The organism is Thermus parvatiensis (genome assembly GCF_001535545.1).
In the GTDB taxonomy this organism is placed as follows: domain Bacteria; phylum Deinococcota; class Deinococci; order Deinococcales; family Thermaceae; genus Thermus; species Thermus parvatiensis.
The window spans coordinates 114,586-131,099 of sequence record NZ_CP014142.1; the positions used below are offsets into that span (position 1 = coordinate 114,586).

Genomic DNA, 16,514 nt, shown 5'->3' on the forward strand with positions numbered 1-16,514 from the left:
CCCGATAAGCGCCTCCACCGACGGTTTGAAGAGGTGGTGCGGGGCGCCTTGGCCGCAGGCTCAGCCCGGGTGAGCGAGATGGTGGCCTCGCTCCCTTCTCCCCTCCAGAACCGCTTCCACCAGGCCAAAGCCCTTTACCGCTTCCTGTCCAACCCACGGGTGGAGGCAGAAGCCCTCCTTGACCGGGTCTATCAGGAGAGCGCGACTGCCCTGGAGGGTGAGGAGGTTCTGGTCCTCCTGGACCTGAGCCCGGTGGTCAAGCCCTATGCCCGGGCCCTGGAGGGGATAGCCCGGGTGGGGAAGGATAGGCGGCCCGGGTACGAGCTCCTCACCGCCCTGGGGTTGGACCCCGCGGGGCGGCTGGCCCTGGGGTACGCCCACCTGGTGGCCTACGGGGAGAGGGGGTTTGCCAGCCTGCCCAAGGAGGTGGAGGGAGCCATTGAGGCGGCCCGGGAGCGATTGGGGGGCGTGGGCAGGAGGCTGGTGTATGTGGCGGACCGGGGGTTTGACGACCGGAAGGTGTTTGGGCAGGTGCTGGCCCTGGGGGAGGAGTTCGTGGTGCGGGTCTACCGGGACCGGAAGCTTGGGGAGGGGGGTTCTCTGGCGAAGGTGGCTCCTTCCCTGGCCCTTCCCTGTGGGGAGGAGGTGGAGCTGAGGGTAGGGGGCAGGTACCAGCGGGTGCGGCTCCACTTCGGATGGAGGGAGGTGGAGGTGGAGGGGAGGCGGCTCCACCTGGTGGTCTGCCGGGTGCCAGCCCTGGGGCGGCGTGGGGAGTGGTGGCTACTGACCAGCTTGCCGGTGAGGGGGAGGGAGGAGGCGGCGCGGGTGGTGGAGGCGTACCGCAGGCGGTGGGAGGTGGAGCGGTTCTTCCGGCTTTTGAAGACGGGGCTGGGGCTTGAGACCTTCCAGGTGCGGGGGCTTGCCCGGATCCGGAAGGTGGTGGCGGTTTTGCTGGGGCTGGCGGTGTTCCTTTGGGAAGTTGAGCGGTTGGGGGATCCGTTCAAGGGGTTTCTTTTGCAGCTCGGGGGCAAGCTGGGGCTGCCCAGCGAGAGGGATGGTCCGTACCTGCTCCTGAGGGGCCTGGTTCGCCTGCTCAACTATGAAGTCACCCAAGAACTCTTGAAGCAGGCTAAGGGAGGGCGAGGAAGGAGTTTTGGGTAAAGCCCTGACATAAAGAGTTGAAACACCCAGCGCAAGGTGGGCTTGGCTGTGGGTCTCCCCTTCTGGTCCGGCAGGCTGGACCCCGTCTCCCAAAGCCTCCGCCTCAGCGCCCACTCCCCCAGGGCGTACACCAGAAGGGCCAGGGCCATCACCATCCCCAGGGCCATCACCCGCTCGGGCCGCTTCAAGAAGGTGCTCTCCGCAAAGAACAGGGGGTCCTTCAGAAACCGGAACCCCCGCTCCACCGTCCGGGCCTGGTCCTTGTACCGCCTCAGCACCTCCTGAGGGGGAAGCCCCTCCCGGTCCAGCACGTTCGTGGCCAGGAGGAATCGCCCCAGGCCCCGCCTCGCCCGCTCCAGCTTCTCCTGATCCACCTCCAGGCGGGCCCGCAGGCGGTAGACCACCGCCAAGGGTCGCTCCCCCTTGCGCGGCCGGCCCACCCGCTCCCATTGGCGTTCCTCCTGCACTCCCAGGTAGACCAGCCGGTGCAAAGGAAGCCGGCCGCTGGCCTCGCTCAGGGCCCGCCGGGCGTCCGCCTCACAGGCGAAGGTCCGAGCCGTCAGCCGGCCCAGGACCTTCCGCGCCTCCCCTTCGGCCCGCGCTATCCGCTGCTGGAGGCTCGCTTCCTCCATCCTGGCCCGCTCCTGGCTCTCCACCAACAGCCAGCGCTGCCGCACACCCCCGTACTCGCTCTCCACCTCCAGCCCCCGGTAGCCGGGCAGCAGAGGCCTCCAGGCCTCCTGGGGTAACTCCTTGCGTAGCAGGACCTTGGCCTCCTTTAGGGTGGCCGGCACCCGCATGACCCAGGAGAACCCCCGCAGGGCCCCCAGGTTCTCCTGGCTGTAGCTGGCCCCGTCCAGCACCACCACCTCCCCCAGTTCCAGGCTCTGGCGGTAGCGCGCCAGCAGGGAAACCAAGGCCTCCTGATCCGACTGGTTCCCATCCCCAGGAGCGAAGAGCAGGGGAATCCCCCCGGTATCGGCGCAGATCAGGTTCATCACCCACTGCTTGAGGTCTGGGCGGTGGTCCCGGCTGTAGCCGTGGGTGAGGCGGATGACCAGGGGCTCGTCCCCCGTATCGGTCTGGCCCTCTTCCCCGCTCCTGTACGCCCCGTGGACGTGAAAGCTGGTGGAGTCCACGTGAAGAGCCCGCACGGGAAAGGGAAAGACTCTGCGGGCAGATTTAGCCACCTCCACAAACAGCTCGGTGACCCCGGCCGCGTACAGGCTGTCCAGCATCCGGCCCATGCGGTCGTCGTTCAAAAGTTCGGGGGTGATGCCGGGCCCCAGGAGCAGCTCGGTGGGCTTGCCCTGGAAGAAGTGGCCGAAGAGGTAGAGGGGAGAGGTGACGAAGCCCAGGGCGTTCAGTATGGCGGCCTTGAGGGCCATGCCAGTGGAGACCTTTTCGCCCGGCCTTGGGCCCACGAACTGGTCTACGATCTGTACCAGTCCTATCTGATCCAGGATGCTGGCCACCAGGCCCAGGTGGCCCAGGTCGTACACCTGTAGGTTGGGTGTGGTTTCCATCCCAAAATCCTAAGGCCAAGGGAGAGGGGTGCGGAATGTCGGGTCAGTAAAGGACTTGGGGGGAATCTCCCCAATGCCGCAACCCCCTAGAGCTACCGATAGGGCCGCAAAGACAAAAACACCCCTACCGTCCATCTTTGCCTCCTTCACCTCACCTGGCAGATGCCGAGGTAGCTTTTCTTGCCAACTCCATCGCTTGTAGACTCCCCAGAGCGCTTGAACTGCGGGAAGCAGGCCCCAAAGAGGCTTCCCGAGAAACAAACGAGAGGGCGTTACCTCGGCCCCTCTAGGACCCGCTCCAGCTCCGCGAGGAGCTCTTCCACCCTCGCCCGCCGCTCAGGGGGGAGGGCCTCGAGGTCCAGCCGGACAAGCTTCGCCGCCACCTCCTTAGGCCAGGGCCTGGGGGCCTTTTCCTTCCGCAAGACCCCCCGCACCCGGGCCTTCAGCTCTCGTAAGGAGAGGCCCGCCCTCGCCTCCTCCAGGAGGGCCTTCCGCAAGGACGCGTCTTTCACCTTCTTGAGCTCCAGGGCGGCGGTGTAGGGGATCGCCCCCTCCTCCAGGGCCGCCCTCAGGTCCTCGGGAAGGGAGAGGAGGGGAAGGCGGTGCTGCACAAAGGACTCCCAGGACATGCGGCCGAGGGCCTTGAAGAGCTCTTCCACCCGCCGGGCCTCAGCAGTAGGAACAACGTTGTCCCTAACTCGTCCCTCCTTTGCGTTTTTCATCTTGCGGAGGAGCCCCACCACCTCCTCCACGGACCTCCCCAAGTCTTCCGATAGCAGGGCGAGGACCCCTAGGGTCTCCTCGTAGGGGTTCAGGTCCTCCCGCTGGAGGTTCTCCACGAGGGCAAGGAGCCTCGCCTCCTTGTCGGAGAGCTCCAGGACCCGCGCCGGAACCTCCTTAAGGCCGGCCATCGCCGCCGCCCGGAGGCGCCTCTCCCCGGCCACCACCTCGTAGGCCTCCCCGACCCGCCGCACCAGGAGGGGCTGGAGGACCCCCTTCTCCCGGATGCTCTCGGCGAGGGCCTCGAGGTTCTCAAAGCGCCGCCTCGGCTGCCCCCGCACCCGGAGGAGGTCCAGGGGAAGGCGAAGCACCTCCGGAGCCTCCTTCCCCAAGGCCTTCTTGCCCTTGAGGATCGCCGTTCCCAGAACCTCGTCCAGCCGGCTCATTCCGCCACCTCCAGGACCCCTTCCCGCGCGGCGTCCTGGGCCACCACGCGCTGGAGGAACTCCTCCGCCAGCCGCTCCACCTCCTCCCGGGCCTGCCGGTCCCCCACGAGCTGAAGGGGAACGGCCCGCTCCGTGGCCCTCCTGTGGGGCCCCGGGCGGTAGGCGATGGGGGAAGCCACGGGGGCGAGGTCCTCGAGGCCCGCGATCTTCTCCAGCACCCGGTTGTCCCCGAGGGTCCTGGCGTCAAACTTGGTGGGGACGAATAGGCGCACGAAGGACCGGGGGACCCTGGGGTCCACCTGCTCCAGGGCCTCCCGGTACTCCTGGGCCGCCTCCATCACCCCCACCAGGGCCTCCACGCCCTTCACACTGGTCTCCACGGGGACGAGGAGCCCGTCCCCCGCCAAGGCCCCGAGGGCCGCCAGGTGCCCCAGGGAGGGGAGGGAGTCAATGAGGACGAAGTCGTAGCCCTCCGTCTTCCGCAGGGTCGTGCGCAGGAGCAGGGTAGAGAGGGGACGCTGCATGAGGCGCACCTCCACCCGGGCGAGGTCCAGGCTTGCGGGGATGAGGTCCAGGCCCCACTCGGAAAGGCGCCTCGGCGTGGGCAGCTGGCCCGTGTCCACCAGGTGAAGGAGGGTCTCCTCTGGGGCGACCTCCCGTACCCCGAGCCAGGAGGTGAGGTTCGCCTGGGGGTCCGTGTCCACCAAAAGGACGCGGAAGCCGCGGCGCGCCAGCTCAAAGCCGAGGTCGCGGGCGAGGGAGGTCTTGCCCGCCCCGCCGGCGTGGGTGAAGAAGGTGTAGACGCGGCGGAGCCGCCCGCCCTCCCGTTCCCGCACGTACCAGTAGCGGCCGAGGCGAACGCCCTCCAGCTTGCCCTCGAGGATCATCTGCCGCACCCGTTCCCGCGTCACCCCGAGCCTCCGGGCCATCTCGCTCACGGGAACCAGCTCACCCTGCTTCATGGGCCTAGACTATCCCAAGATTTGGCGTTTGCCAAGTATCCCCCGCGTCACCCTGGCCCCCGGTGGGGCCAGCAACTTGCATCGGTTCCGTTTTGCTGATGGAATCATCAAAAGTATCTACAACCCTTTAACTGATTGATTGACTAATAATGATCAACAACAGGGCGGGGGCGGGATGCGATGGGGAAGGGCTTTCCGGCCGCAAAACGCCCCAAGTCTTCCGAGTCTCCGCCCCCTTTCTCCCCAAGTCTTCCGATACTTTCTCCCCAAGTCTTCCGATAGGGGAGGGGGCCAACACCCCAAGTCTTCCGATACCTTTTCCCCAAGTCTTCCGATACCCCGCACCCCCCAACGCCCCAAGTCTTCCGATACTTTCTCCCCAAGTCTTCCGATAGGGGAGGGGACCAACACCCCAAGTCTTCCGATACCGCCCGCCTCCGAAGAAAACCGCTTGTGGAGGGCGAAACCTGGCGCTTCCCCTTCCCGCCTCCCCAAGTCTTCCGATAGGCCTCACCCCTCAGCCGGGGAGCATCTTGCGGAAGCGTTCCAGCCAACCTTCCAGCCGGTCCTGGGCCAAAGCCTCCTTCAGCTCCTCTACCACCTGTCTGGGCTCGAGGGCACCGGACTCCATGAGGCGGCTCAGGTCCTCCAGCTCCCCCACGGAGATGCGGGAGCGGAGGACGAGCTGGGCCACCTGGAGGGCCCGGCGGATCTGGGCCTCCCGGGGCATCTCCGCCCACTCCCTGGCGGCCTCCTCTTCCAGCCTCCGGGCCTCCGCCTCCTCCTGGGCCGCCTGCCGCTTGGCCGGGCGCCTCGTCCGGGTGGGGCGCTCGTACTTCCCGGTTTCGTCCCGGATCACGTCCACCAGGAGGCCCAGGCGGTTCTTGGGCCGGTAGCCCGCCTCGAGGATGGCCTGGTAGCGCTCCAGCCGCTCCTTGATGTGCCCCAGGGAGTAGCGCCGCGCCAGGGAGTAGGCGGAGGTGAAGGAGAGCCCCTCGGCCATGAGGAGGTTCACCGCCTCGGCGTCGGGGATCCCGCCCGCCTCCTCGCCGAAGACGTAGACGATGGTCTGGTTCTTCCCCCGGCCCACGTACTCCACGGAGCGGAGGTAGCGGCGCTCTATGAGTTCTCTGTGGGCGGGCTCGAGGGTGCGGCGCACCTTGTCGGGCCGCTTGTGGACGATCTTGCAGGCGGCGGCCCACTCCATGAGGCCCACCTCCAGCCGGGCCAGGGGCTCCTCCCGCTCGGGGGAGAGGCGCTGGGCGTCCAGGAGGCGGTAGAGGGCCCGGCTCAGGGGGCGCTTGAGGCTCGCCATGAACTCGATGTCTATGGGTTTGGTGTAGCGGTTCTGCAGGGAGCGGACGATCTCCTTGGCCAGAGTGATGCGGATGACGCTGGAGCGGTCCAGGCTCCCTTCCTTGCCGCTCGTGAACTCCAGCTTGTCAATATAGCGGAAGGAGACGCTCTGCCAGCGTCCGTCGGCCCGCCAGGCCTCGGAGAGGACGTAGGTGGCGGTGGTGAGGCGGAGGAGGCTCTCTTTTAGGGCCCGGTAGTAGTACCCCGAGGTGTCGAAGCCCATGAGCTTGAGGATCTGGTAGGCCGTGGTGGTGAAGGTGCCGTCGGGGGGGCTTCCCGCGTTGAGGTAGAGGGCGATGAGGGCCAGGGAGACCTCGTTATCCAGGCCGTGGGGCACGCCCCCCACGTTCGGGTTGGCGTAGCAGGCGAGCTTTACCGGTTTGCCCAGGACCTCAAACTCCTCCTCCCAGGAGGCGTACCCCTCGGGGATCCTCTCCTGGATGGAGATGAGGCCAAGCCGGGCCACGTTGGCCTCGTCAAAGTGCCGAGGCTCCTTGGCGAGCTCCAGCTCGAAGAGGGGCGGGGTGGCGTCCTGCTTGCGCTTGCGGGCCATCTGCAGGCCATTTTACCCGGCAAAAGCCGGGGCGCCCCCTCGGTTCGGGGGCGCCCGGAAGGGGAGGGCTTAGTCAAACTTGTTCTGCTGCAAGAAGCTCGCCGTCTTCTGCACGGAGGGGATGGCCCCGACCACCTTGCGGAGGTTGGCCCTCGTCCCCTTGTACCAGGGGATGGTGGTCTTGGGGTCGGTGTAGCCGGAGACCAGGGAGTTGGAGGTGCCCCGCCAGTGGTACATCACCAGGAAGAGGGAGCCCGGCTTCACCGCGTCCGTGACGTAGACGAGGAAGATGCCGTTCCCCTCCTCGTTGTAGACCTCCACTAGGTCCCCGGACTTAAGGCCGAGGCGCTTGGCGTCCTCGGGGTTCACCTCCACGTAGGGGAAGGGAAGGGCCAGGGCCTTTTCGGGAAGGTGGCGGTCGGTGCCCATGGTGGCCGTTTGGGCCGGGGACAGGGTTCCGCTCCCCGACCCCGGCTGGGTGTGGGGCGCGGTGGAGGCTCTGCGCGGCGCCGGGGCCTTTTCCGGCCTCCTCTTCTACCCCTGGACCCGGCCCTGCTGGCGGAGCAGGCGATCAAGGACGTCCTTCCCGCCTACGAGGAGGTTTTCCGCCGGGCCTTCTCCCCCTAGTGCCAGAGGAGGAGGAGGCCGAGGAGGAGAAAACCGATCCCGGGCCAGGGGTGAGGCCGCTTGATCAGGGCGTGGAGAAGGGCCACGCCGAAGAGGGCGAGGAGGGGATGGGGGAGGACCTTCCCCGCAAAGGCCAGGTAGAGGAGGCCAAGGAGGGCGTTGAGGTCATAGAGGCCGAGGAGGGCCCGGGCGAAGCGCGGCACCTGCCGCTTCACGAGGAGGTAGGCGCCGGCGAGGAAGGCGAGGGCCACGAGGGCGAACCCCAAAAGCCGGTGCAAGGCGGGCACCCCGAGGAGAGCCGTGGGGAGGCCCTGGAGGGTGTAGCCCAGGGCGGCGGACAGGACCACGAGGAGGCCGAAGCCCATCTGGGTCCAGCCCACCACCCGGGCGGGCACCGGGGGGCGGAAAAGGGTGAGGCTCCCGTAGAGGGCGAGGAGGAGGAGGGCGAGGAAGACGGGGTAGGGGAGGAGGCGGCCTTGGGCGAGGAGGAAGGCCAGGAGGGCGTTCCCCCAGAGGGCGAGAAGGGCGGGGTGGCGCTTGGGCTTAAGGCCCCGCGCCCGAAGGACCTGGGTGCGGGCGTAGTAGAGGGCGGCCACGTCCCGCAGGGCCAGGACGAGGAAGCTCCCCAGGGCCACCTCCTGGGGAAGCCCTCCGGCGAGGACCCCGGCGGGGGCGAAGGCGGCCATGAAGAGGGCGGCCCCGATCTCGGGGAAGAGCTCCCGGGCGCGGTTTTGGGCGTCGGCCCAGGCCATGTAGGCCCCCAAGGGCAGGGCGAGAAGGAGGGGCAGGAGGAAGGGCCCCCGGGCGGTGGAGGCGGCGAGGAGGAACCCAAGGAGGGCCAGGACCAGGTAGACCCCCGCCACCTTCAGGGCGAGGTCCGTCCTGGGGTAGCGCTTGCCCCGCCTGAGGTCCTGGTAGAGGAGCTTCAGGGGGTGCCGGGCGAGGAAGCCGAAGAGGCCGAGAAGGAAAAGCCCCAGGGTGGGGAGGCCGGGGGAGAGGAGGAGGCCTAAGAGGAGGGGCTCGAGGGTGAACCCCCAGCCCCCGTGCTCCGTGGGGAGGGCCACCGACTTGAGGGGGACGCTTGCCGCGCGCATGCCTTGCTCCAGGGTAGGGGAGGGGGCCCGGGACGGAAGTCCCTTAGGCCCAGAGCACCTCCAGCATCAGGAGGGCGAAGAGGGCCCCCGCCAGGAAGGAGACCCCGGCGAAGAAGCCCCAGACGCTGGGCCCTAGGTTGAGGCCCCAAGCGAGGGCCATGCCCAAAAGCCCAAGATTGGCCAAGGCCACCTGGAGGAGGGCCACCCCGGCCCTGCGGAAGACCACCCCTCGGAAGCGGGGCAGGGCGTGGTAGGCCACTCCGTAGATCATAAGGCTAACGAAGCCCAGAAGTTGCATGTGGGCGTGGGCGGGCCGCCAGGTATAGGGAAGGAGGCCCAGGCCTAGGAGCAGGCCCACCAGGCTACCGGTCAGGAACCAGAGGAGGGCCGTGGTGAGGGCCAGCCGACTTGCTGGGATCATGGCCTAGGGGTGATGATGCCAAGCACCAAAAAGGTTCCTTCCCCAGCCTTGGCCCCGTGGGCTTCCCCGGGCTCGACGGCCAGGAGGGTACCGGGGGTGGCGGGGATGCTCCTTTCCCCGGCCCATAGGGTGCCCTCCCCCTCGAGGCAAAGGAGGTGCACCCTTGGCTCCCCCTTGCCCCGCACCTCCTGCCCTGCTTGCAAGCTGAAGAGGACCAGGCGCACCTCCGGGTGGTCGGCCAGGAGCTCTACCCCGCGGACCTCGCCGTAGCGGGCCTTCTTCAGGAGATTCATCCTTGCCTCCCCAACAAGGCCAAGAGGGCCTTCAGCACCTCTTCCGGGTTTTTCCCTGCTTGGCGGGAGGCTTCTTCCAGGGAATCGGCCCCACCGCAACAGGTATCTATACCCATCTCGTTGAGTAGGCGCACCGCTTCCGGATGGCGTTGGAGCACCTCGTTTACCGTGGTCTTTAAGGTGAGTTCCACCATACCCCCTTAAGCTTGGCGCCCACGGGGGTTCTACCGCCATGACCTGGGTCAAGCGGTCTTGGTGGTCTCGGGCAGGATATCCTTTAGTGTGAGGCTTGCGAGGGTTTTGCGGATCTCCTGGTTCATGCGCACCAGATTTGGCTTAAGGTAACAGAATCCCCGCTTCTCCTCGGTGGGGCAGCGCTTTAGGGTGGCGCAAAGATCTACGGCCACAGGGCCGGAGAGGCTTTCCATCACCTCGAGCAGGGTGATCTCCTCTGGGGGAACCCGGAGCCACACCCCCCCGGTCCGGCCCACGCGGCTTTCCACCAGGCCTGCCTTGGCCAGCTTGGAGAGGACCTTGGCCATAAAGGCGGGGGGAGCTTTGAGCTTGGCGGCGATCTCCGCTGCGCTGAGCCCGGGTTCTTCGGCTAATAGCAGAAGCGCATGGAGGGCGTAGGATTCCTCGCGCCTTAAGAGGCTTCGCACCGGCATGCCTACATAGTAACCCCCCTGAGGGATTGACCCCCAGGGGGCGGGAAGAGGGGCACTACCTGCGGTCGTGTAAGGATTTATGTGTAAGGGTCCGTGTTTAATAGGGGGGCACACCTTGGAACGAGGAGGTGCCCCGTGGACCAGGATACCTTGCGGATCTTGCTGAGGGAAGCGGTGCGGGAGACAGTAGCCGAGGTTCTGCAGACGGTTCTGGAGCTGGACCGGACGGCCTTCTTGCAGGTGCACGGGGGGCGCAGGAACGGCTACTACCCCCGCAAGCTGGAGACCACCTTCGGCCAGGTGGACCTGAAGGTCCCTAGGGATCGGGAATCTCGGTATTACCCGGCTTTCCTTAAGCCCTACGCCCGCCGCCTGGTGGACGTGGGGGAAGTGGCGGTAGCCCTTTACGCCGCCGGGGTCAGTCAGCGCAAGGCGGCCGAGATATTGAGCCTGCTCTTAGGCCACCGCTACTCCCACGAGACCCTAAGCGCTCTGACCGACCAAGTCCTGGAGGCGGCAGGAGCCTTCCGCACCCGGCTTTTGCCCGAGGAGATGGCCTTCGTCTACCTGGACGGGCTTTCCCTAAAGGTCTTCAGGGAAGGAGAAGGGATCGTGCGGGAAAGCGTGTATGTGGCCCTGGGCATCGCCCCTGATGGGGAGAGGCGGGTCCTGGGGTTTTGGCTGTTGCCCACGGAGAGCGCCCTGGGATGGGAGGGGGTCCTGGGGGAGCTTTGGCAGCGGGGCCTGCGGCGGGTATTGCTCTTCATCACCGACGGGCTGCCCGGGCTTCCTGAAGCGATCCGCAGGGTCTACCCTCAGGCGGAATGGCAGCGGTGCGTGGTGCACGGGGTGCGGTGGAGCCTGTCCCAGGTGCGGGCGCGGGACCGGGGCCTGCTGGCGGAGGACCTGAGGCGGGTGTACGGGGCGGAGAGCCGGGAAGAAGCTCTTGGGGCCTTGGAGGAGGTGAAGGCCGCCTGGGGTTCGCGGTACCCGGGGGTGGTGGGGCTTTGGGTACAGGATTCGGGGGCCTTCCTGCGGTTCTACGGGTACCCCAAGGTGCTTTGGCCGTACCTGCGGAGCACCAACCTGATGGAGCGGTTTATCCGGGAGCTACGGCGGGGGACGAAGGTGCGGGACCACAAGTTTCCTAAGGAAGAGGCGGTGTACAAGCTTCTTTACCTGGAGTCGGAGAGGCAGGCTGCTTCGCGAAGCGAACATCTTGCAGGGAGGTGGGCAGAACGGAAACTAAAGGGGTTCTCGGAGGTGAAGGAGGTGCTGGAGAAGATGCTTCAGGAGCGGTATGCCCCCGTACACAGACTCTTACACATAACAGGGCTTTACCCAAAACTCCTTCCTCGCCCTCCCTTAGCCTGCTTCAAGAGTTCTTGGGTGACTTCATAGTTGAGCAGGCGAACCAGGCCCCTCAGGAGCAGGTACGGACCATCCCTCTCGCTGGGCAGCCCCAGCTTGCCCCCGAGCTGCAAAAGAAACCCCTTGAACGGATCCCCCAACCGCTCAACTTCCCAAAGGAACACCGCCAGCCCCAGCAAAACCGCCACCACCTTCCGGATCCGGGCAAGCCCCCGCACCTGGAAGGTCTCAAGCCCCAGCCCCGTCTTCAAAAGCCGGAAGAACCGCTCCACCTCCCACCGCCTGCGGTACGCCTCCACCACCCGCGCCGCCTCCTCCCTCCCCCTCACCGGCAAGCTGGTCAGTAGCCACCACTCCCCACGCCGCCCCAGGGCTGGCACCCGGCAGACCACCAGGTGGAGCCGCCTCCCCTCCACCTCCACCTCCCTCCATCCGAAGTGGAGCCGCACCCGCTGGTACCTGCCCCCTACCCTCAGCTCCACCTCCTCCCCACAGGGAAGGGCCAGGGAAGAAGCCACCTTCGCCAGAGAACCCCCCTCCCCAAGCTTCCGGTCCCGGTAGACCCGCACCACGAACTCCTCCCCCAGGGCCAGCACCTGCCCAAACACCTTCCGGTCGTCAAACCCCCGGTCCGCCACATACACCAGCCTCCTGCCCACGCCCCCCAATCGCTCCCGGGCCGCCTCAATGGCTCCCTCCACCTCCTTGGGCAGGCTGGCAAACCCCCTCTCCCCGTAGGCCACCAGGTGGGCGTACCCCAGGGCCAGCCGCCCCGCGGGGTCCAACCCCAGGGCGGTGAGGAGCTCGTACCCGGGCCGCCTATCCTTCCCCACCCGGGCTATCCCCTCCAGGGCCCGGGCATAGGGCTTGGCCACCGGGCTCAGGTCCAGGAGGACCAGAACCTCCTCACCCTCCAGGGCAGTCGCGCTCTCCTGATAGACCCGGTCAAGGAGGGCTTCTGCCTCCACCCGTGGGTTGGACAGGAAGCGGTAAAGGGCTTTGGCCTGGTGGAAGCGGTTCTGGAGGGGAGAAGGGAGCGAGGCCACCATCTCGCTCACCCGGGCTGAGCCTGCGGCCAAGGCGCCCCGCACCACCTCTTCAAACCGTCGGTGGAGGCGCTTATCGGGGGAAAACGCTCGCAAAACGGCCCGTGAACTCCTGGAGCCTGGCCTCGGCCACCTTGAGCATGTCCATGGATCACCCCCGGTACCAGATACGGGCTGCGCCCGCAAGGGGAGATTTACCACGAAACGGAGATGTGGGTAAAGTCCTGACACATAACTCCAGACTTGACCTATATGCGGCTCCTGGAGTAAAGAGGGGGCATGACCCTGCGCGAAGCCCTGTCCCAGATCCCCGACCCCCGGGCCCGCAACCGGCAGTACCCCCTTTGGGGCCTCCTGGCCCTCATCCTGGTGGCTTTTCTTTCCCGCGTGGACTCCCTGAGGGGCGTGGAACGCTTCGCCCGCGCCAACCCCCACCTCTTGCCCCACCTGGGCCTGCGCAAGGCCCCAGGCCACACCGCCATCACCCTTCTCCTTCACCGCCTGGATCCTGAAAAGCTCCAAGCGGCCCTCCTCCAGGTCTTCCCCGAAGCCGACCTTGGGGAAGTCCTGGTGGTAGACGGGAAGCACCTGCGGGGAAGCGGCAAGGGGAAAAGCGCCCAGGTGAAGCTGGTGGAGGTCCTGGCCCTGCACCTCCATACCACCCTGGCCCAGGCCCGGGCGGAGGGGAGGGAGGACCAAGCCCTTTTGGAGCTCCTGGACCGCCTGGGGGCGGAGGGGCTCAAGGGGAAGGTGGTGGTGGGGGACGCGGGGTACCTGTACCCGGAGTTAGCGGGGAAGGTGGTGCAAAAAGGGGGGCGTACCTCTTTGTCCTGAAGGCTAACCAGGGGGAACTTTTGGAGTGGGCCTTGGAGGTGTTCAAGGGCATGGAGGAGAGGCGGCTTCCTGGCGAGACCGAGGCGGTGTGGAATCTGGTGCGGGATGGGGAGGTGTGGACCTACCGGGTTTGGGCTTCCCCCTACCTGCCGGAAGAGGTGCGGGCCTTTCCCGGGTGCCGGCAGGTGGTGCGGATGGAGCGGGAGGTGAGGCACAAGGGGACGGGGGAGGTGCGGCGGACGGTGAGCTACGCCCTCACCAGCTTGGGGCCGGAGGTGGCGGAGGCGAGGCGGCTTGGGGAGCTTCTCCTTTACCGGTGGGAGGTAGAGAACCGGTCCTTTTGGGTACGGGACGTTCTCCTCCACGAGGATGCCTGCCAGGTGCGGGGGGTGGGGGCACAGGTCTTGGCGGCCCTCCGGGCCTTTCTGGTCTCCATGCTTCACCGCCAAGGGGTCAGGGAGAAGAAGGCGGCCTTGGAGGCCTTCTCCTTCAACCCCCTCTCCGCCCTGCGCTTCCTGAGGCTCTATGCGGTATAGCGGTCAAGTCTGCACATAACTCTTGACACGACCCCTGCCCATCACCATGATCGACACCGAGCTCTTCCTCCACGATGGAGGCTGGGCCTTGAAGCGCTACTTCATCGTGGCGGCCAACACCATGAACAAGCTCATCGCCATCGATACCAAGACCCGGGAGTTCGCAGCCGAGGTGGAGGCGGGGGTGAGGCCCCACCCGGGCCGGGGTTCCAACTGGGTGCACCCCACTTACGGGCCGGTTTGGGCCACGGGGAACATTGGCAGCCCCGAGGTGACGGTGGTGGGCGTGGACCCCGAGAAGCACCCCCAGTACGCCTGGAAGGTGGTGAAAAGGATCCAGCTTCCCTATGCGGGTACCCTCTTCATTAAGTCCCACCCCAATAGCCCTTGGGTGATCGTGGACTTCCCCATGAGCCCAAGCCCGGAGGCGGCGGCCAGCCTCTGCGCCATCGACAAGCGGAAGCTTGAGGTCACCAAGTGCTGGGAGGTGCCGGGGGCCCGGGAGCTCAAGGCCCGCATGGTCCACCCCGAGTTCAACAAGGGGGGCACGGAGATCTGGGTCTCCGCCTGGGGGAGCAAGGACACGCCCACCTTCATCGTGGTCTACGACGCCCTGACCCTCAAGGAAAAGGCCCGGATCACCGGGGACTGGGTGCGCACGCCCACGGGCAAGTTCAACGTCTACAACACCGCCCACGACATCTACTGAGGCCCTGGGGGCCGGGGTTCGTCCCCGGCCCCTTGACCCCGGTCATGGAAACACGCCCTCACCCGCTTGTAGGATAACCCCATGGAGCGTCCCGACTTCGCCCGCTACCCCTACCTCGTCGCCTGGGAGGTGACGAACGCCTGCCTCCTCGCCTGCCGCCACTGCCGGGCCTCGGCCATGCCCCATCCCCTTCCCGGGGAGCTTTCCACCGAGGAGGGCTTGAGGCTCATCGAGGAGGTGGCCACCTACCGGCCCAAGCCCCTCCTCCTCCTCACCGGGGGGACCCCTTGGCCCGGGAGGACTTTTTTCTTCTGATTGAACGCGCCCGGGCCCTGGGCCTAAAAGTGGGCCTCACCCCGGCGGCCACGCCCCTCCTCACCCGGGAGATGGTCTTCCGCCTGAAGGAGGCGGGGGTGACCCGGCTTGCCCTTTCCCTGGACGGGGCGAGTCCGGAGCGCCACGACGCCTTCCGGGGAGAGGCGGGCACCTTCCAGAGGACCCTCGAGGCCCTCTCCTGGGCCAAGGAGGCCGGACTTCCCACCCAGGTGAACACGACCGTCACCCGGGAGAACTGGCCGGAGATCCAGGCTCTGCCCGATCTCCTGGCGGAGAAGGGGGTGGTCCTTTGGAGCCTCTTCTTCCTGGTGCCGGTGGGCCGGGGGGCGCTTTTAAAGCAGCTTTCCGCCAAGGGGTTTGAGGAGGTCCTCCACTGGCTTTACGAGGTCTCCAAGGCGTATCCCTTCCACGTCAAGACCACGGAGGCCCACCACTTCCGCCGGGTAGTGCTGCAAAGGCGCAAGGAGGAGGGCGGGCAAGACCGGGCCCTGGCGGCGGGGGAGAGCCTCTACCGGGAGTACTTCCAAGACGGCATGGAGCACTCCCGGCTCGGGGTCACCGACGGCAACGGTTTCGTCTTCGTCTCCGCCACCGGGGACGTGGCCCCTTCGGGGTTTTTACCGGTCTACGCCGGGAACGTCCGGGAGAAGCCCCTTCTGGAGATCTACCGGAATAGCCCCCTCTTCCAGGAGCTCCGGGACAAGGACCGCCTTAAGGGGAAGTGCGGGGTGTGCGAGTACCGCTACGTCTGCGGGGGGAGCCGGGCCCGGGCCTGGGCGGAGACCGGGGACTACTTGCAAAGCGAGCCCCGGTGCGCCTACGTGCCCCCGGCCTGGCTGGAGAAGGTGGGGAAGCACGTGATCGGGAGGTGAAGGGTATGCTGAGGAAGAAACTCTTGGTTGGCGCGCTTGCGGCTTTAGGCCTTTTGGGTCTGGCCTTGGCCCAGGAGGGGGCCAAGCTCTACGGCCAGTACTGCCAGGCTTGCCACCAACCCACAGGGCTTGGGGTTCCCGGCGTTTTCCCCAGCCTCAAGGGCCTAGACCAGCTGGCCAAGGAGGAAAAGGGGCGGGTCTACCTAATCCGCGTGGTCCTTTTCGGCCTCCAAGGGCCCCTAAAGGTAGGTAGCGCCACCTATAACGGCGTGATGCCGGGCTTTAGCCAGCTCTCCGATGCAGAAGTGGCCGCTCTTCTCAATTACGTTCTCTCCTCCTTCGGCAACAAGAACCCGAAGCCGATCACGCCCGAGGAGGTCAAGAAGGTCCGGGCTAAGCCCGTGAAGCCCCAGGACGTGGCCAAGGGCCGCCCCTAGGCCGGGGCGTGGTCCGGGCAGGCGAGGCGGAGGTTCAAAGGCGCCAGGGGGATCTGGAGAAGGGCGCAGAAAAAGCCTTCTTCCCGCCGCAGGTGGCGGCAGGTGAGGCAGAGGCCGGTTTCCGCCACCACCTCCTGGCGCGCCAGGGCGGCGAGGAGGGCCATGAGGCCGAGGAGGAAGCCTTCGGGGTCTTCCACCTCCCGCAGGGCCTGGCTCATGGGGGCGGCGTAGCCCTTCAGGGCCCGGGCCAGGGCCTGGCCCTCCTCCGTGGGCTTAAGGCGCCAGCGCCGCTTGTCCTTCTCGTCCTTCTCCCTCTGGAGGAGTCCTTTGCGCTCCAGGGCGGCTAGGGCCTCGCTCACCGTGGCCGGGGTGAGGGCGAAGAGGGCAGCCAGGTCCACCACCCCTTGGGGCCTTTCCGCCAGGTGGAGGAGGAGGTGCGCCTGGGTGGCGGTGAGGCCCAGGCGGTGGGCTTCCCGGGTGAGGAGGGCTCTTTTCGCCTGGGCCAGGCGTTCCAGGAGGGCGAGGAGCTTCTCCCGCCGATCTCCT

14 protein-coding genes and 4 pseudogenes are annotated in these 16,514 nt (G+C 66.9%); 6 read left to right on the forward strand and 12 right to left on the reverse strand.

What is annotated here, in order from left to right; all coding sequences use genetic code 11:
* Positions 1–36: 36 nt before the first annotated feature.
* Positions 37–1,161 carry a transposase gene (locus AV541_RS10790; RefSeq protein WP_008631498.1) on the forward strand — a complete coding sequence of 375 codons (1,125 nt, stop codon included), beginning with the start codon at positions 37–39 and terminating at the stop codon, positions 1,159–1,161.
* A gap of 8 nt (positions 1,162–1,169) precedes the next feature.
* On the opposite strand, the pseudogene AV541_RS10795 reads toward AV541_RS10790, so the two are convergent.
* From AV541_RS10795 to AV541_RS10845, 10 genes and pseudogenes are all read right to left on the reverse strand, one after another.
* Positions 1,170–2,687: pseudogene (locus tag AV541_RS10795) on the reverse strand (IS1634 family transposase); the annotation flags it as partial.
* A 272-nt stretch (positions 2,688–2,959) separates the two neighbouring features.
* Positions 2,960–3,853 (reverse strand): ParB/RepB/Spo0J family partition protein, encoded by an 894-nt coding sequence (locus tag AV541_RS10800; protein WP_038029513.1) that lies wholly within the window; start codon positions 3,851–3,853, stop codon positions 2,960–2,962.
* On the reverse strand, positions 3,850–4,815 hold the full coding sequence (locus tag AV541_RS10805) for an AAA family ATPase (RefSeq protein ID WP_060384885.1): 966 nt from the start codon (positions 4,813–4,815) through the stop codon (positions 3,850–3,852). The genes AV541_RS10800 and AV541_RS10805 overlap by 4 nt, the downstream gene beginning before the upstream one ends.
* 517 nt (positions 4,816–5,332) lie before the next feature.
* Entirely contained in the window at positions 5,333–6,724 is a 1,392-nt protein-coding gene (locus AV541_RS10810) for a replication initiator protein A (RefSeq protein ID WP_060384886.1), read from the reverse strand.
* Positions 6,725–6,793: 69 nt separating this feature from the next.
* Positions 6,794–7,153, reverse strand: a complete 360-nt coding sequence (locus tag AV541_RS10815) for a molybdopterin dinucleotide binding domain-containing protein (protein WP_060384887.1) — start codon at positions 7,151–7,153, stop codon at positions 6,794–6,796.
* A 194-nt stretch (positions 7,154–7,347) separates the two neighbouring features.
* Positions 7,348–8,445 carry a YwiC-like family protein gene (locus AV541_RS10825; protein WP_060384888.1) on the reverse strand — a complete coding sequence of 366 codons (1,098 nt, stop codon included), beginning with the start codon at positions 8,443–8,445 and terminating at the stop codon, positions 7,348–7,350.
* A gap of 43 nt (positions 8,446–8,488) precedes the next feature.
* Positions 8,489–8,866, reverse strand: a complete 378-nt coding sequence (locus AV541_RS10830; RefSeq protein WP_060384889.1) for a hypothetical protein — start codon at positions 8,864–8,866, stop codon at positions 8,489–8,491.
* The gene (locus tag AV541_RS10835) at positions 8,863–9,159 is read right to left on the reverse strand and encodes a cupin domain-containing protein (RefSeq protein WP_008631511.1); all 297 of its coding nucleotides are present in this window, start codon (positions 9,157–9,159) and stop codon (positions 8,863–8,865) included. The genes AV541_RS10830 and AV541_RS10835 overlap by 4 nt, the downstream gene beginning before the upstream one ends.
* Positions 9,156–9,353: a DUF542 domain-containing protein gene (locus AV541_RS10840; protein ID WP_008631512.1), complete on the reverse strand. Its 198-nt coding sequence runs from the start codon at positions 9,351–9,353 to the stop codon at positions 9,156–9,158. The genes AV541_RS10835 and AV541_RS10840 overlap by 4 nt, the downstream gene beginning before the upstream one ends.
* Before the next feature lie 48 nt (positions 9,354–9,401).
* On the reverse strand, positions 9,402–9,827 hold the full coding sequence (locus AV541_RS10845) for an RrF2 family transcriptional regulator (RefSeq protein WP_008631514.1): 426 nt from the start codon (positions 9,825–9,827) through the stop codon (positions 9,402–9,404).
* A 93-nt stretch (positions 9,828–9,920) separates the two neighbouring features.
* Between AV541_RS10845 and AV541_RS10850 the strand changes: the two are divergent.
* A pseudogene (locus tag AV541_RS10850) lies at positions 9,921–11,158 on the forward strand (IS256 family transposase); the annotation flags it as partial.
* A gap of 6 nt (positions 11,159–11,164) precedes the next feature.
* On the opposite strand, the gene AV541_RS10855 reads toward AV541_RS10850, so the two are convergent.
* Positions 11,165–12,289, reverse strand: a complete 1,125-nt coding sequence (locus AV541_RS10855; protein WP_082367395.1) for a transposase — start codon at positions 12,287–12,289, stop codon at positions 11,165–11,167.
* Positions 12,290–12,523: 234 nt separating this feature from the next.
* Between AV541_RS10855 and AV541_RS13645 the strand changes: the two are divergent.
* The 4 genes and pseudogenes from AV541_RS13645 to AV541_RS10880 all read left to right on the forward strand — a co-directional run bounded on the left by AV541_RS13645 (position 12,524) and on the right by AV541_RS10880 (position 15,968).
* A pseudogene (locus AV541_RS13645) lies at positions 12,524–13,614 on the forward strand (ISAs1 family transposase).
* A gap of 46 nt (positions 13,615–13,660) precedes the next feature.
* Positions 13,661–14,323: a cytochrome D1 domain-containing protein gene (locus AV541_RS10870; protein WP_244880692.1), complete on the forward strand. Its 663-nt coding sequence runs from the start codon at positions 13,661–13,663 to the stop codon at positions 14,321–14,323.
* An 81-nt stretch (positions 14,324–14,404) separates the two neighbouring features.
* Positions 14,405–15,531, forward strand: a pseudogene (locus AV541_RS10875) (TIGR04053 family radical SAM/SPASM domain-containing protein).
* A 5-nt stretch (positions 15,532–15,536) separates the two neighbouring features.
* Positions 15,537–15,968, forward strand: a complete 432-nt coding sequence (locus tag AV541_RS10880) for a c-type cytochrome (protein ID WP_060384890.1) — start codon at positions 15,537–15,539, stop codon at positions 15,966–15,968.
* Here the strand turns inward: AV541_RS10880 and AV541_RS10885 are convergent.
* Positions 15,965–16,369 carry a MarR family winged helix-turn-helix transcriptional regulator gene (locus AV541_RS10885; protein WP_244880693.1) on the reverse strand — a complete coding sequence of 135 codons (405 nt, stop codon included), beginning with the start codon at positions 16,367–16,369 and terminating at the stop codon, positions 15,965–15,967. The two genes, AV541_RS10880 and AV541_RS10885, sit on opposite strands and share 4 nt — an antisense overlap.
* Positions 16,370–16,514 lie beyond the last annotated feature (145 nt).